The organism is Paeniglutamicibacter kerguelensis (genome assembly GCF_017876535.1).
In the GTDB taxonomy this organism is placed as follows: domain Bacteria; phylum Actinomycetota; class Actinomycetes; order Actinomycetales; family Micrococcaceae; genus Paeniglutamicibacter; species Paeniglutamicibacter kerguelensis.
Window position 1 is genome coordinate 1,442,213 of sequence record NZ_JAGIOF010000001.1, and the last position, 13,689, is coordinate 1,455,901.

A 13,689-nucleotide genomic window follows, 5' to 3' on the forward strand; every position below is an offset into this window, starting at 1 on the left:
TCTGTGCTCCCATATTATATCTAGATAAATTTTTGACTTAGTCCGGAAAATCCCACACCGGTCAGGCAAAATCCTCACCACCAAAACAATCCACGACGTGCCGGCCCGGTGTCATCGTTGGGGGAGCCGGGCACGAGTCGCCGGCCGAGGCCTCGTCATTTCCGCGAGCCCTTGTGAGGTGCCAGTATGGGGATCTGCCGGGTGTGCCGGAAGCCTGGCCAAGGCAATAAACTGGAATGGATACCGGCATGGAACGGGTGCGGCCGCACTGCGTACTTGCCGGATAAGCAGCGAAAGAAGACCACGCCATGGAAAACCTGAAAACCCGCCTGCGCGAAGACATGAAGAACCACCTGAAGGCTGGAAACCGTGTCGAGCTGATGACTGTGCGGAACCTGCTTGGTGAAATCAACACGCGCGAAAAGGGCGGAAAGGCCCCCGTTGAGCTCGACGACGCCGCTGTAACTGCCTTGCTCCAGAAGGAAGCTGCACGCCGCCGCGAAACCGCCCAGACCTACACGGAGGCCGGGGCGTTGGACCGAGCCGCGTCGGAAAACGCGGAGGCGGAGATCATCGAGGCCTACCTGCCTGCCCCGCTGGATTCGGCCGCGGTGCAGGGCATCATCGATTCGGCGATCGCCTCCCTGCGCGCCGACGGCGTTGAGCTGTCGATGCGCTCGATGGGATCGGTCATGAAGCTGGTCAGCGCCGAAGTTGCCGGCCGCTTCGACGGCAAGGCCGTCAGCGAAATGGTGCGCGCAGCACTGGCCTAAGCACCGGGGCATCGCACGGCGGCAAATTTGGAGGTTTCCTACAAGCCATCCGCTGTGCAGCTGCTGGCAGGATTGAACCAGCAGAACGTACTTTTGTAAGAATTAACCAAACTTTCGGTGACAAGCCGGTTCCGTGTGCGCCAAGCGCAGGATTCCCGCTTCACCACTTTTAGGAGCAGAATTGACCGATCTTTCAGCCAAGGGCGCCATCGTCACGGGTTCCTCGCGCGGCATTGGCGCAGAAGTTGCCAAGATCCTTGCCGCCCAGGGTGCCGGCGTTGTCATCAACTACCGCCAGAAGGCACCGCGCGCCAACAAGATTGTCGCCGCCATCACCGAAGCAGGCGGCCGCGCAGTTGCGGTTGGTGCCGACCTCACCACTCCCGATGGCCCGGCAGCCTTGGTTGACGCTGCCATCGAGAACTTTGGTTCGCTCGATGTGCTGGTACTCAACGCATCCGGCGGCATGGAGTCCGGCCTGGGCGAGGACTACGCCCTGCGCCTGAACCGCGACGCCCAGGTTGCCATGTTGCAGGCGGCCACCGAGAAGATGGCTCCGGGGTCCCGTGTGGTCTTCGTGACCAGCCACCAGGCGCACTTCATCGACCAGGTCGAGACCATGGACGCCTACGAGCCGGTTGCCCGCTCCAAGCGTGCCGGCGAACTTGCATTGCGCGAATTCGTCCCCGCGCTTGAAGCCAAGGGCATCACCTTCGTGGTGGTTTCCGGCGACATGATCGAGGGCACCATCACCGCGACCCTGCTGGACCGTGCGGAGCCTGGCGCCATCGAGGCCCGCCGCGCCGCCGCCGGCAAGCTGTACTCCGTTGAGGAATTCGGTGCCGAGGTGGCGGCAATGGTCACCGCCGATGTTTCAACCGGCCACACCGAATACGTCGGTGGCGCAGGGGACTTCCTGAAGTAGTAGTCATCAAGCCAGACGCGTAGGTCCCCGCTTCCGAGACAGGAAGCGGGGACCTACACGTCTTAAGGTGCGGGCTGGGCACCTCGGCTATCGGCAGGGCAACGGGATTTCGGTGGCGGATGCGGTTGACGTGTATCCACGTCCGCCTGGTTGGGATTCGCACCATTCATCGACCACTGCCTCGGTGGCCACCCACGTGGCGGGTGTCGATGTGGCGCTGACGATGACGATGAAGAACGTTGCCCGCAGCCACGTCTTGCGGACCGTGGTGTTCCGCAGCATCCTGTAGAAGGCCATCGCCGCGGCGGCATACGCGATCGGGATAATCTGGAGCAGGAGAACAATTTTCCCCGCTCCGTACGGCTCATCGACCGCGGAAACACTGCGAGTATGAGCACCATGAAGGTGATGATGGTCGGCACCACCGCAAGCGCGCACACCGTTGATGCCAATCCGACGGCCGGGCGCGATCGATGGTCGCCGCGCCGCCGCGAGGCGGGTTTCGATTGAGGCTTTGTAGAGGTCATCGCCCATTCACGCTACCAGCGGCTCCCACGGCACCCGGGCAGTTGCGTTGCAGGTGACAGCGGGTTGCCGGGCGTCAAGCCGAGCTGGCCGCCGTGACGGCCTTCTCCCGGCGCCAACGCATGAAGAGGAAGAGCACCAGCATGCCGATGACGGCGCCGATCGTTGTCTCGGCGGCACGGTCCAGGACCAGCCCCCGCAGCGGCCCCGGGTTCGCCAGGTAGGTCATGGCCAGGATCAGCGGCGTGAAGAACACCAGGGAGAGCCCGTAATGCCGCATGATGTACAGCTCGGTGGGGAACTGGAGCGCTATGACCAGCAGTACCAGGAAAACAGGGTGGGTGAAAGCGCCGAGGGCCAGGGCGGCAACCACCAGGCCGGCATAGGTCCCGATGACGCGGTGGAATCCGCGTGCCATTCCCGCGGAAAGGCCCGCCGCTGACAGTGGAATGGCGGCGGAGGCCATGGCCCAGTACGGGTGGCCCCAGCCCATGGCCGTGGCGAGGGAGCCGGCCAATCCGACGGCAACCACGTACATCGCCCCGGTGGCCAAGTGCTCTGGCAGCGTCGGCATGAGGTGCGGCCTGGGTGTCCGGCGTTTGCCGGGGTGCCACGTGCGGACCCGGAACCAGCCGGCAAACCCGACGGCGATTGCGCAGACGGCGGAGAGGACTGCCACAAGTGCCGGAACCCAGGGAGTCGTGTCCAGCGGCGTGGCGGCACAGGCGCCGAAGGCAAAGACGCCAAAGAACGGGCCCACCGGGCGCAGCCGCATGCGGTCCGTGACCACCGAACCGACTCCTGCCACCAGCGTCTCGATGCCGACGAATGCCCAGTCGCCCACGTTCGCGGCCGAGGTCAGAACCCCGGCAAGCACGCAGGCGCACAGGAACGCCGCGGCGGAAACCTGGTGGAACAACCTCAATTGGTGCGGCTCGCCGCGCCCGTACATGCCGGTGAAGCAGCCGAACACCGCGTACATCACCAAGTCGTGGTGCCCGGTGGAGAGCAGGACCAGGGAAGGTATGGCCAGCCCGACGAACATCCGCAACGCACCGAGGTGCTCACCCCTGGCCGGGGGGATGTAGAAGAACGCCTTGGCTGCCGTGCCCCATTGCCTTGCATTCTTCCCGATCACTGAAAAACCCTATAACGCGGGCATCCCTCGGCGGGAATCCGATGACGGGAGCGGTCCCGGGCATTCGATTCCGCAGCGCCCGGTGAACCAACAAAGCGCCCCGGCCCTGCCCCGTACGGGGGAGGATCGGGACGCTTCGTCGAACCAAATCAGGTGCGTTGTGCTACGGCTTCTTGCCGCAGACGACCTTGTTCCACGGGGAGTAGGTCCACGACTTGGTCTCCCATTGTAGTAAGAACGCCGTAGTCCTCTGACGCAAAGTCGAGACCGGAGTTGAGCTATTTTCGTGCTTCCCAGGTGGTTCCAAGCCCTTGTTCCGGCTGTCGGAGCAGAGCAAGTCGCTGGTTGTACAGAATGTGGATCGCGTCGGCCCAAAACCGTCCAGACAGTCAGAAGTCACCACATGTTATGAACGTACGCAGTTACATTGTGTCAGGGGGAAACCTTCGGGACATGACTGGGCCTTGAGGTGGTTGGTGGCGGTGTCGGCCGTGGCCAAGGATTCCAGCCGTCAGGTCTGGGCCAGCATCTGGCGTGAGAGCGCCATGGCACTGATCTTCTTGAAGGCGGCATTAATGCCGATGACCGGTATCTTCTTCACGGCCGAATTGGATCTCGGAAGGGAACTGTTTGGGGGGCTTGCTTTCCTTGCCTGATGGATTCCCCCGCGAATTGAGCTCCGTTGCGGCCACGTCACGGAGCCACCCGCCCCAGCGCGAACCTACCAGATCACCGGGTCGATTCTGCAGCGTTCTGTGCGCCCTTGCGTCAGTGGAGGCGCAGCGTGTCATCGAGGATTCCCCAGCCCACCTCGATCTTGGCAAGACCAAGCACACGGCTGTCGCTACTCCCGGTTTGCCAACACCAATCGAATGCCCTTGAAGGCAACTGCGTGAAGAAGGGTCCGCTCCACGCCCTGGTGCGGGACTCATTCTCGGCGAAAACAAAGTACTTGCCTGGCCCGGCCCAACCGCTGAGAACCTTCGCGGTTCCGCCGGGTGCGATACCGTACCACCCCTTCTTCGCCCAGTCAGTGCCGCCCTCGCAACCGGGAGCGTGGTATGCGTAGGCAAGATAGAGCGTGTCTTGGGTTCCGTTCTGGAAGTAGAGTCACATCACAGGCCTCCTTGATCCGTGGGGCGTTGCGGCGGATCCGGTGGAACACGGAGTACGCCGCCAGATTCGTCGGCCGAGACCTCCTCATACATTTCCTCACCTGACAGCAAGTCCATTCCACCTGCCCTGCCTCGTACCTGGAACCTGTCAATGGTTCGCGCTTCCGGCAGGCTCTCGTTTGCCGCGCTAAGGCTCTCCTGCACCTGCTGCGGCTTCCAATTACTTCGGAGTTCACTCATCACGTCTCCATTCCTCTGCGAATCCGTAGGGCCAGTATCCGGACTACGCATCACTGCAGCGTTACCGAACAAAGCGTCACCGACACGTGAGAGATCTCTCCCCGATGTGGGCGTTAGTTGGGCATGGCAGTTTTTCTTCCGTTTCACATGTTGGTTCCAGACCGCTGGTCCTGGGGCTCTCCACCTTGGAAAGCCCTCTGATCCAAGAGCTTCTAGTCGAGCTTGTCCCGTCACGACTGGCGATTTCCAGTCACTCCAGCCAGCCAGACAAGGCTTCGTTCCAGGACATGTGTGGAGCACCCCAATGTTGTGGATTGACGAATGCATTTCCTGAGATCCACGAAGCGCTCTTCGATGACTCGCCATCTTATTGTGGTCATTGAGCGATTGCAGGTTTGAGATGTACGGCCCGAGCGGCAGACCCAATACCTGTTCGTATTTTTAAGGAGCCGAACTTGAGGCCTCGAACTTGTAATCGGGGATTTTGGTCTCCGACCACCAGACCCGCGATGGTGCAGCCGGAAACAGCGAGGCGCCCCCACCCGAAGGGGTGGAGGCGCCTCGCTCATGCTGTGAAAGCAAATGCTGCGTTGCGGCTACTTCTCGCAAACGACCTTGTTCCACGGCGAGTAGGTCCACGACTTGGTCTCGGCCGGCAGCGTCTTCTCGGCGGACGTGCGCGTGCGAGTCACGTTGATGGAGAAGCCCTGCTTGCCGCCGCTTTCCGGCTTGCAATTGGAGGCGGAGTTGCGCTCGGTGCCCGGGTTGGTGAAGTTGTACTTCGCCGAGGACTTTGAGGTCACGCTCCAGTACGGGGTGCTCCACAAACGCGTGTGGACCCGGCCGCCGCCGACCCAGGCCTCGACCATGACGGCGTAGGGGGTGTTATTCTTCCACGCCATGTCCACCTGGCCCTCCCAGAGGGTGGCCTCGCGGCCAGCGGGGTAGCGGTCGAACCAGCGGCTGTGCGGCTTGTGGGTGATGTCGTCGTAGCCGGCCAGGAAGCCCGCGTTGTACATCTGGGTCGAGATCTGCGACAGGCCGCCGCCGACTGCCTCGGTGGCGAAACCGTTGACCACGACGCCGGAACCGTAGTAACCGTTGGCGGCCGTGATCGGGCCCAGCGCCTTCTCCAGGGAGAAGGTCTCGCCCGGCTTCACGATGACGCCGTTGAGCCGGCGTGAACCTGCCAGCAGGTTCTTGGTGCGAATGGTGTCGGCCGCCGGGTACGGGGTGGAGAAGTGGACGATTTCCTTCTTCACGCCCAGGGCCTTGGCCTTCTCGGTGGTCAGCTCGGGCTCCACGGTGGTGAGCGAAATCTTTGCCGTGCGCTCCGGATCCTGGCTTGCGGCCAGGACCTTGTCCGCCAGGCCGTCGGGGTCGATCGACTTGCCGGTCCGCGACGGGATCACCTTCGGGGCGCCTCCGGCCAGCACGATCTGCGCGTCCTTGGCCGTGGACTTGAAACCGTCGGCGCCCTCGGCCGCCGCGGCAATGAGCTTGTCGGTGTCCAGGGACATGGTGACCTTGTCGCCCTCGTTCTTGAAGGACGTCACGGCCGCCAGCTGGGCGGGGGAGAGACTTGCCGTCGAGGTGCCGTCGGTCAGCTTGACCGGGCCGGCGACCAGCGGCTCGACGGTGTCGTCGAGCAGCTTCTCGAAGGTCTCCGTCGAGACCTTCGGCTCCTGCTTGTTGACGGGCAGCTCGACGGGGTCCACCGGCGCAAACCAGCTGGCACCGACGGTCTTGACTGCGGCGTCGAGGTCGACCTCGATGCCGGTCACGGGCTTGGTCAGCTCGGGCTTGGCGCCGTCGAAGGCCAGCTTGCCCTCGGCGGTCTCGGTGGCGAACTTGGGGGCGAGCTTGACCAGCGCTTCGCGGAGCTTGGCCTCATCGATGGTGGTCACGGGTTCCACGGACAGGGAGCCGGTGAGGCGTTCGACGATCGTGGCCGGGTTCATGTTGAATCCCGTCAGGCCCTCGAGCGTGGCATCGACGTCGATGGCTAACCCCGCCTTGGAAGGCTTGAGGTTTTCGGTCTTCTTGCCGACGGCCAGCGCGACGGGTTCGGTGGCCAGCGGCTTCAGCTTGCTCTCCAGGAGCTGGCGCGCGGCCTCCGGGGACAGTGAGCCGATGTTGACGCCGTGGACGGTGGTGTTCGCGGGAATCTGCGTGCCGGCGTACGCCGCGGCGCCGCCGTAAAGCCCGCAGGCCAGGAGCGCCGAGGCCCCGGCAATGTACCAACCGCGCCGGGACTTGCGTTGGCGACCGCGCTTCACGTTGTCCATTTCTTCACTGAGCAAAACGTCTGTTTCTCTTCCATCGATGGCACGGCTTGGTGCCGTATGTCAGGGTGCGGATGCACAACAAAGTGGTCAACCGCCGAATAAATCTTACCGGTGTACTCCAATCGCCGGAGTAAATATCGGGTGTTCGGGGCAAATCGTTATGCGATTCCCACGAGATTCCCAATGACGTCAAGGCGCGGGAGGTCGATCCGGGCGTCGGCGGCATCGCGTAGCGCCGGCTTTGCGTTGAACGCCACACCCAGCCCCGCGGCGCCGACCATGTCAAGGTCGTTCGCGCCGTCGCCCGCGGCAATGGTGTGCCCGAGCTCGATGCCGAGCTGTCCGGCCCAGGCACGCAACATGGTCTCCTTGTAGGCGCGGTCGACGACCTGGCCGTTGACGGTGCCGGTCAGCTTGCCGTCCTCTATGCCCAGGTCGTTGGCGCAGGCGAAGTCCAGGCCCAGCTCGGCGGCCAGCGGGTCCAGGATCTGGGCGAAGCCGCCGGAAACGACCGCAACGTGGTGGCCGGCCGCCTTGAACGAGGCGATGAGTTCGCGGGCGCCGTCGCTGAGCTCGATTATCGAACGCACTTGCTCGATCACCGCGACGTCCAGCCCGGCCAGCATCTTCACGCGGGTATGCAGCGACTGGGCGAAATCCAGGTCGCCGCGCATGGCGGCCTCCGTCACCTCGGTGACCTCGTCCTCGCAGCCCGCGTGCGCCGCGAGCAACTCGATGACCTCCTGCTTGATCAGCGTGGAGTCCACGTCCATGACCAGCAGCATCTTCGGTGCGCGCACCAGCTCGGACGGCACCACGGAAATGCTCAGTGCGCGGACCGCTGGGTCCTCGGAGCGCGCATTGTTTCCATCGAGCGGGTTTACCAGGGCGCGGAGCTGCCGGACGCTGCCGGTGACCTCCCAGCGGGAACCGCTGCGCCCGGGGTCTTCGAACGGCTCCTCACTGAGCACGCGGTGGCCCGCGGCGGCCAAGGTGGAGCGAAGCCTGGCCGGCTCGACCGGGTGCGGGGCAGCGGAATGGAACACAATGAAGGCAGTGGGATGCATGGTTCCCATTCTCCCGCGGCGGCGCATTCTGCCCAAAACCGCGGCCCAAATGTTGCAGCATGTGTGGAACCGGGCGTCGGTTGGGTCAAAAGCGGGTGGCTGGCCTAGTGTTTTACCCATGAATGAAGTGCTGGGCCTGGCCGACGTCTGCGTTGTACGCGGACGCAAAGACTTACTGACGGACATCAACTGGCAAGTTAAAGAGGGTGAGCGGTGGGTCGTACTCGGGCCCAACGGCGCCGGAAAAACCACGCTGCTGCAGATCGCCGGTGCGCGCATGCACCCCACGCGCGGTGTTGCCGGCGTGCTGGGCGAGGTGCTCGGAGCCGTCGACGTCTTCGAGCTGCGCCCTCGCATCGGCCTGTCCTCGGCTGCCCTCGCCAACCACATCCCGGAGCACGAGACGGTGCTCAATGTGGTGCTGACCGCCTCCTACGGCATGACCGGACGCTGGCGCGAGGACTATGAAAAGCTTGACGAACGCCGCGCGTTTGCCCTGCTGCACGACTGGGGCATGTCCACCATGATCAACCGCCCGTTTGTCACCCTCTCCGAGGGTGAACGCAAGCGCGTGCAGATTGCCCGCGCGTTGATGACCGACCCGGAACTGCTGCTGCTTGACGAGCCCGGCGCCGGCCTGGACCTTGCCGGCCGCGAGGACCTGGTGGCCCGCCTGAGCGAACTGGCAAACGACGAGGAAGCCCCCGCCATGGTGTTGGTCACCCACCACCTTGAAGAGGTCCCCCCGGGATTCACCCACGCCATGTTGCTGCGCGACGGGAAGCTGGTTGCCGCCGGCCCGATCGCCGAGACCCTCACCGAGGAAAACCTCTCCGAGACCTTCGCCGTGCCGCTGAGCCTGCGCGCCGAAAACGGCCGCTACAGCGCCGTCGCCAAGCACTAGGGCGCGGGGTCTGCGGTGGAGTACTGGCGTGAGATAGTCATCTTCTTCGCCGGCCTGTGGGCCGGCACCATCAACACCATCGTCGGCTCCGGCACCCTTGTCACCTTCCCGGTGCTGGTGGCCCTCGGGTTCCCCCCGGTGAACGCCGTGGTCTCAAACGCCATGGGCCTGGTGGCCGGCGGCTTCTCCGGGGCCTGGGGCTACCGGCGCGAGGCTGCCAGCGTGGGCAGCACGCTGCTCAAGCTCATGCCGGTCTCCCTGGCCGGCGGGTTGGTCGGCGCCTACCTGCTGCTGCATCTGCCGGAGGCGGTCTTCTCATACGTCGCCCCGGTGCTGATCGTGGTGGCGCTGTTGCTTGTCATCTTCCAGCCGCGGCTCTCCGCCTGGGCCAAGAAGCGGCAGGCCGTTTCCGTCGGGGTGGACCCGGACGAGGCGAACCGCGCGACGGTGTCCCCGCTGCTCTACGTGCTGGTGTTCCTGATCGGCATCTACGGCGGCTACTTCACCGCGGCGCAGGGCATCTTGCTGATGGCCGTGTTCGGGGTCTTCCTGCACGCCTCGCTGCAGCAGTCCAACGCGATCAAGGTGGTCCTGACCCTGGTGGTCAACCTGGTCGCCGCGGCCTCCTACCTGATCTTCGCGCCCGAACGCATCAGCTGGCCGGTCGTCATCCTGATCGCGGCGGGCTCGCTGATCGGCGGATTCATCGGGGCCAGGGTGGGGCGCAGGCTTTCCCCGGGCTGGCTACGGGCCGTGATCGTCATCCTGGGCCTGGTGGCGCTGGCCACCATGGTCGCCAAACTTTTCTCCGGAGCCTGACATGAGCCAGAAACCGCCCGCCGACATCTCCGCCCTGCGCGCGCAGCTGGGGGACAGGCTTGTCATCGTCCAGGACGCGGGCGACCCCCGCGTGTCCGACTACGTGGCGCTGTCCGACGCGGCGCTGCGCCAACGCACCGACCCCGAACACGGGCGCTACATCGCCGAAAGCTCAAAGGTGCTGCGCCGCGCGCTGGCCGCCGGGCACAAGCCGCGCTCGTTCTTCATGGCGAACAAGTGGCTGGAATCGCTCACCGACGTGTTCGAAGAACACCCGGAGGTGCCGATCTTCGCCGGCGAGGACGCCGTGCTAGAATCCATCACCGGGTTCCACCTGCACCGCGGCGCGCTGGCGGCCATGAACAGGCCCGAACCGCTGACCCTGGACCAGGTGTTGCCGGCGGCCAAGCGCGTGGCGATCCTCGAGGACATCGTCGACCACACCAACCTGGGCGCGATCTTCCGTTCCGCCGCCGCACTGGGCATCGACGCAGTGCTGATCACCCCGCGCTGCGCGGACCCGCTGTACCGCCGCTCCATCCGGGTGAGCATGGGCGCGGTGTTCCAGGTCCCCTGGGTACGCCTGGAATCCTGGCCGGACGACGTCGCGGAGTTGCGCGCCGCGGGCTTCGACATCGCGGCCATGGAACTGACATCGCATTCGCAGGGCATCGACGAGGTGGCCGCGATGCACAGCGAGAAACTCGCGCTGGTCCTCGGCACCGAGGGGGCCGGGGTGAGCCCCGCGGCGCTGGAAATGGCCGACCGCACGGTGATGATCCCGATGCGCCCGGGCGTCGACTCGCTGAATGTCGCCGCGGCCTCGGCCGTCGCTTTCTGGGAGCTGCGCAGCCGTTAGCCGCCGGCGGGCATCACCAGCGGATGTCGGAGGTGCTCGCCAAGGGTCTTATTTCCCCGAAGAAGGGGACTGCGAGAGCCGGCAGGGGTTCGGCGTCGTGCAGGGTCCGGGGGAAACGGAGCTGCGTGCGAGCCTCGAGCTCGGCCAAGGTGATCTGGTAGACCCGGAATTCGTCCAGGGCCAGAAGAGCCCTGAGCTGGACAAGGTCCTGTGTCAGCAGGAACGCCCGGGCCTTCAACACGCCGTTTTCCTGGAAGGCCAGGAGCTTCCAGTACTCCGAGGGCAGTGCCGTGCCACGGTAGATGCGGTCGTCCTCGCGAAAGACCGGCCCGCCGAAGACGCTGACCCTGAGTCTTTCAACCTCGACATCCGCATACAGGGCATTCTCCAGCCGGCCCCAAATGCCTTGCTGGCTGCTCTGGTTGAAGTCCTCCATCTGCGGGGTGATGTTGCTGTAGTAGAACGAGTCCTTGTTCGCCTGGCGTGCCTCCGCCTGGTCGCCCCAGAGCAGGTCGGCCCGGCGGGCAATGTGTCCGCGGTCCAGCCGGTTGTCGATGTAGAGTTCGTTGCCGGTCTGCGCGTCGGCAGGCAACCGCGGATCCTTGGAGAACTCGAGGTTACTGCGGCTGAGCATCTTGATGCTGCTCCCGTCGATGTTCCAGGCGACCCAGCGGGCGAACCGCCGCGACTTGCTCAGGGCCAGCGAAAAGTGGGTGTAGGGGATGGCTTCCGAACCTTCCCACTTGACCGCGTCACTTTCCATGCCGGGGTCCATGATCGGAAACCCGACCCAGGTGCCAAGGAAATCCGGTGCGTACCCGCTGCGCGGGATTGTTGCCTCGGATTCGTGCGAGTGTGCGGACATGCCAGCCAGAGCCCCTTTCGACGGTGGCGCCGTGTTGCACGGCATTCTGCCACCTCCTGCGGATGCGACCAGCATACCCAAGGGGCGACGCCTTCACGACGGGCAGGCGCAACGCCGAACAAGACGCTTCCGGGTGCGAAGGCTTCCTGGGTTCCGGTGTTTATCCAGCGGATGAGGTCGGGTGGAAAATTGCTTGGGCGCTCCGCTATACTGGAATGTCGGCTTCGTGACCTCACGGGCCGGTTTGACGCAAATTTTGGTCGCTGGCAAAATCCAGTGACGCGAACAAAGGTTTTTAGCATGAAGGCTGATATTCACCCGCAGTACAACACCATGGTGTTCAACGACCTCGCCTCGGGCGAGAAGTTCTTGACCCGTTCGACGGCCAAGAGCAACAAGACCATCGAGTGGGAAGACGGCAACACCTACCCGGTTATCGACGTCGAAATCTCCGCCGCTTCGCACCCGTTCTACACGGGCAAGCAGCGCATCATGGACTCCGCCGGACGCGTCGAGCGCTTCAACGCTCGCTTCAAGGGCTTCGGCGCCAAGAAGTAATTCTTCGCCTTCACGCCTGCAACGGGATCTTCCTTCGGGAAGGTCCCGTTGCTTTTTAACTACGTTTTCCCGGCCTGCCGAATCGAGCAGTTCCCGGGTTTCCTGCCGTTCGAGAAGGCCGGCAGGTCGGTGCCCGCCCGGGGATTCTCGGTGGTGCCCGGGATTTGGCCGGGCGTGCCGGATGGGGTAGGTCCAGGCGGTGCCGCGACTTGTGGCGATGAATTGGGCAAACCGACCGCAGGCCCATTCGTTGCCGCCGGCCCGGTCCGGAAGTACGATTGCGGCAGCAACTCCGGCACCGGGGCCCGTTCCATCCGCAGTCGTTCTCGCGCCGGCGGAGGTTCATAGAGGTCAACCATGTTCAATGCCGCAAATCCCCGCGTACCCGAGCCCGGCGAACAGCAGGCCAAGCCTTCCGGCAGGAAGCGCGTCACCGCAATTGATGCGGCGCGTTGCTTGGCCTTGATCGGCATGATGGGAATCCACGTGCTGCCCGAGGAACATTCCGGGGGCAATCCTTCCCTGACATGGGTCCTCTTTGCGGGCAGGGCATCCGCGCTCTTCGCCCTGCTGGCCGGGGTCTCGCTGGCGTTCAGCTCCGGCGGGACGCGCCCCCTTCGCGGGCGGCCGCTGAAGGCGGCCATGGCCGGGGTCGCCGCCCGCGCGCTTGTCATTATGGCCATCGGGATGCTGCTGGCATACGCCGGTCCCGACGTCGAGATCATCCTGGCCTACTACGGTGTCATGTTCCTGCTGGCGGTGCCGCTGCTGGGGCTCACCCCGCGGGTGCTGGCCGTCCTGTCGGCGGTCTTCGCGATCGGGGGCCCGATCCTGCTGCAGGCCGTGCGAAACGTGATACCCGCTCCGGAGGAGGACAACCTCACCTTCGGCACGTTGTTCACCGAACCGTTCTCGACCGTCGGGCAACTGCTGTTCACAGGCTTCTACCCGGCGGTGCCGTGGATGGCCTACATGTGCGCCGGCCTGGCTATCGGCAAGCTGGACCTGAGCTCACGCCGGATTGCGGCCTGGTTGGCCGCAGGCGGCGCGTGCCTTGCCGCGGCGGCCTGGGCGCTCTCGTGGCTGCTGATGATAGGCGTTCTGCAGCTGTCCCCGGGGGAGTCCGCCGGGTTGCTCGTAGCGGGCGAAGACCCGCCGGTCGACGAGGACGACTGGGCCTGGCTGGTGGCGGCCTCCCCGTACTCCTCCATGCCGCTGGAACTGCTGCACACCATCGGCACCAGCATGGTGGCCCTTGGCGTACTGATACTGGCCGGCAAGTACATCCACCAGATCATCGATGTGCTGGCCCCGGCCGGCAGCATGACACTGACTCTGTACTCCGGGCACCTGTTGTTCCTGGCCAGCGGAGTGCTGGGGGAGGAACCGTTCGCTTCCTTCGGGCTGCAGGTCGGCGCAGCGCTGCTCTTCGGCGTCCTCTGGCGCAACCTTGCCGGTCGCGGGCCGTTGGAGTCGGCTGTCTCCGCCGTCGCCACGCGTGCCAGGAACGCGGTGCTCGGCAAGGAAACCACCAAGGCGGGCAAACCGGACCCGGACAAACAGGACTCGGACAGGCCCGGGGCGGCAAGGCCGTCGGGGCCGTAGATGCTGAC

At 64.7% G+C, this 13,689-nt stretch carries 12 protein-coding genes and 1 pseudogene; 8 read left to right on the plus strand and 5 right to left on the minus strand.

Annotated elements, in window-relative coordinates; genetic code table 11:
* The first annotated feature begins 308 nt into the window (after positions 1–308).
* The 3 genes from JOF47_RS06475 to JOF47_RS06485 all read left to right on the plus strand — a co-directional run bounded on the left by JOF47_RS06475 (position 309) and on the right by JOF47_RS06485 (position 1,987).
* Entirely contained in the window at positions 309–773 is a 465-nt protein-coding gene (locus JOF47_RS06475) for a GatB/YqeY domain-containing protein (protein WP_209996739.1), read from the plus strand.
* Between the two features lie 181 nt (positions 774–954).
* Entirely contained in the window at positions 955–1,698 is a 744-nt protein-coding gene (locus tag JOF47_RS06480; RefSeq protein WP_209996741.1) for an SDR family oxidoreductase, read from the plus strand.
* Between the two features lie 130 nt (positions 1,699–1,828).
* Positions 1,829–1,987, plus strand: coding sequence for a hypothetical protein (locus JOF47_RS06485; protein WP_209996743.1), 159 nt, complete (start codon positions 1,829–1,831; stop codon positions 1,985–1,987).
* 312 nt (positions 1,988–2,299) lie between these two features.
* On the opposite strand, the gene JOF47_RS22295 is transcribed toward JOF47_RS06485, so the two are convergent.
* From JOF47_RS22295 to serB, 4 genes and pseudogenes are all read right to left on the minus strand, one after another.
* Positions 2,300–3,361, minus strand: coding sequence for an FUSC family protein (locus JOF47_RS22295; protein ID WP_342592721.1), 1,062 nt, complete (start codon positions 3,359–3,361; stop codon positions 2,300–2,302).
* Between the two features lie 768 nt (positions 3,362–4,129).
* Positions 4,130–4,447, minus strand: a pseudogene (locus JOF47_RS22475) (DUF1036 domain-containing protein); the annotation flags it as partial.
* A gap of 865 nt (positions 4,448–5,312) precedes the next feature.
* A complete protein-coding gene (locus tag JOF47_RS06500; protein ID WP_209996745.1) occupies positions 5,313–7,004 on the minus strand; it encodes a VanW family protein in 1,692 nt (563 codons plus the stop codon).
* Positions 7,005–7,162: 158 nt separating this feature from the next.
* Entirely contained in the window at positions 7,163–8,071 is a 909-nt protein-coding gene (serB, locus tag JOF47_RS06505) for a phosphoserine phosphatase SerB (protein WP_209996747.1), read from the minus strand.
* A gap of 118 nt (positions 8,072–8,189) precedes the next feature.
* Between serB and JOF47_RS06510 the strand changes: the two genes are divergently transcribed.
* From JOF47_RS06510 to JOF47_RS06520, 3 genes are read left to right on the plus strand one after another with little or no spacing between them, the layout of a single operon-like run.
* On the plus strand, positions 8,190–8,975 hold the full coding sequence (locus JOF47_RS06510) for an ABC transporter ATP-binding protein (protein ID WP_209996749.1): 786 nt from the start codon (positions 8,190–8,192) through the stop codon (positions 8,973–8,975).
* A 15-nt stretch (positions 8,976–8,990) separates the two neighbouring features.
* On the plus strand, positions 8,991–9,794 hold the full coding sequence (locus JOF47_RS06515; RefSeq protein ID WP_209996751.1) for a sulfite exporter TauE/SafE family protein: 804 nt from the start codon (positions 8,991–8,993) through the stop codon (positions 9,792–9,794).
* A gap of 1 nt (position 9,795) precedes the next feature.
* Positions 9,796–10,653, plus strand: coding sequence for a TrmH family RNA methyltransferase (locus JOF47_RS06520; protein WP_209996752.1), 858 nt, complete (start codon positions 9,796–9,798; stop codon positions 10,651–10,653).
* Between the two features lie 13 nt (positions 10,654–10,666).
* Here JOF47_RS06520 and JOF47_RS06525 read toward each other — a convergent pair whose 3' ends face one another.
* The gene (locus JOF47_RS06525) at positions 10,667–11,518 is read right to left on the minus strand and encodes a DNA/RNA non-specific endonuclease (protein WP_245356284.1); all 852 of its coding nucleotides are present in this window, start codon (positions 11,516–11,518) and stop codon (positions 10,667–10,669) included.
* Positions 11,519–11,818: 300 nt separating this feature from the next.
* Here JOF47_RS06525 and JOF47_RS06530 point away from each other — a divergent pair, with 300 nt between their 5' ends.
* Together JOF47_RS06530 and JOF47_RS06535 are read left to right on the plus strand one after the other, a co-directional pair.
* Complete coding sequence (locus tag JOF47_RS06530; protein ID WP_209996756.1) at positions 11,819–12,076, plus strand: type B 50S ribosomal protein L31; 258 nt, start codon at positions 11,819–11,821, stop codon at positions 12,074–12,076.
* A 357-nt stretch (positions 12,077–12,433) separates the two neighbouring features.
* The gene (locus JOF47_RS06535; protein ID WP_209996758.1) at positions 12,434–13,681 is read left to right on the plus strand and encodes a heparan-alpha-glucosaminide N-acetyltransferase domain-containing protein; all 1,248 of its coding nucleotides are present in this window, start codon (positions 12,434–12,436) and stop codon (positions 13,679–13,681) included.
* Positions 13,682–13,689 lie beyond the last annotated feature (8 nt).

What these genes read in the sequence shown, in the direction of transcription:
- JOF47_RS06475 (WP_209996739.1), top strand. Translation starts at nt 309, where the DNA reads ATGGAAAACCTGAAAACCCGCCTGCGCGAAGACATGAAGAACCACCTG.
- JOF47_RS06500 (WP_209996745.1), bottom strand. Translation starts at nt 7,004, where the DNA reads ATGGACAACGTGAAGCGCGGTCGCCAACGCAAGTCCCGGCGCGGTTGG.
- serB (WP_209996747.1), bottom strand. Translation starts at nt 8,071, where the DNA reads ATGCATCCCACTGCCTTCATTGTGTTCCATTCCGCTGCCCCGCACCCG.
- JOF47_RS06510 (WP_209996749.1), top strand. Translation starts at nt 8,190, where the DNA reads ATGAATGAAGTGCTGGGCCTGGCCGACGTCTGCGTTGTACGCGGACGC.
- JOF47_RS06520 (WP_209996752.1), top strand. Translation starts at nt 9,796, where the DNA reads ATGAGCCAGAAACCGCCCGCCGACATCTCCGCCCTGCGCGCGCAGCTG.
- JOF47_RS06525 (WP_245356284.1), bottom strand. Translation starts at nt 11,518, where the DNA reads ATGTCCGCACACTCGCACGAATCCGAGGCAACAATCCCGCGCAGCGGG.
- JOF47_RS06530 (WP_209996756.1), top strand. Translation starts at nt 11,819, where the DNA reads ATGAAGGCTGATATTCACCCGCAGTACAACACCATGGTGTTCAACGAC.
- JOF47_RS06535 (WP_209996758.1), top strand. Translation starts at nt 12,434, where the DNA reads ATGTTCAATGCCGCAAATCCCCGCGTACCCGAGCCCGGCGAACAGCAG.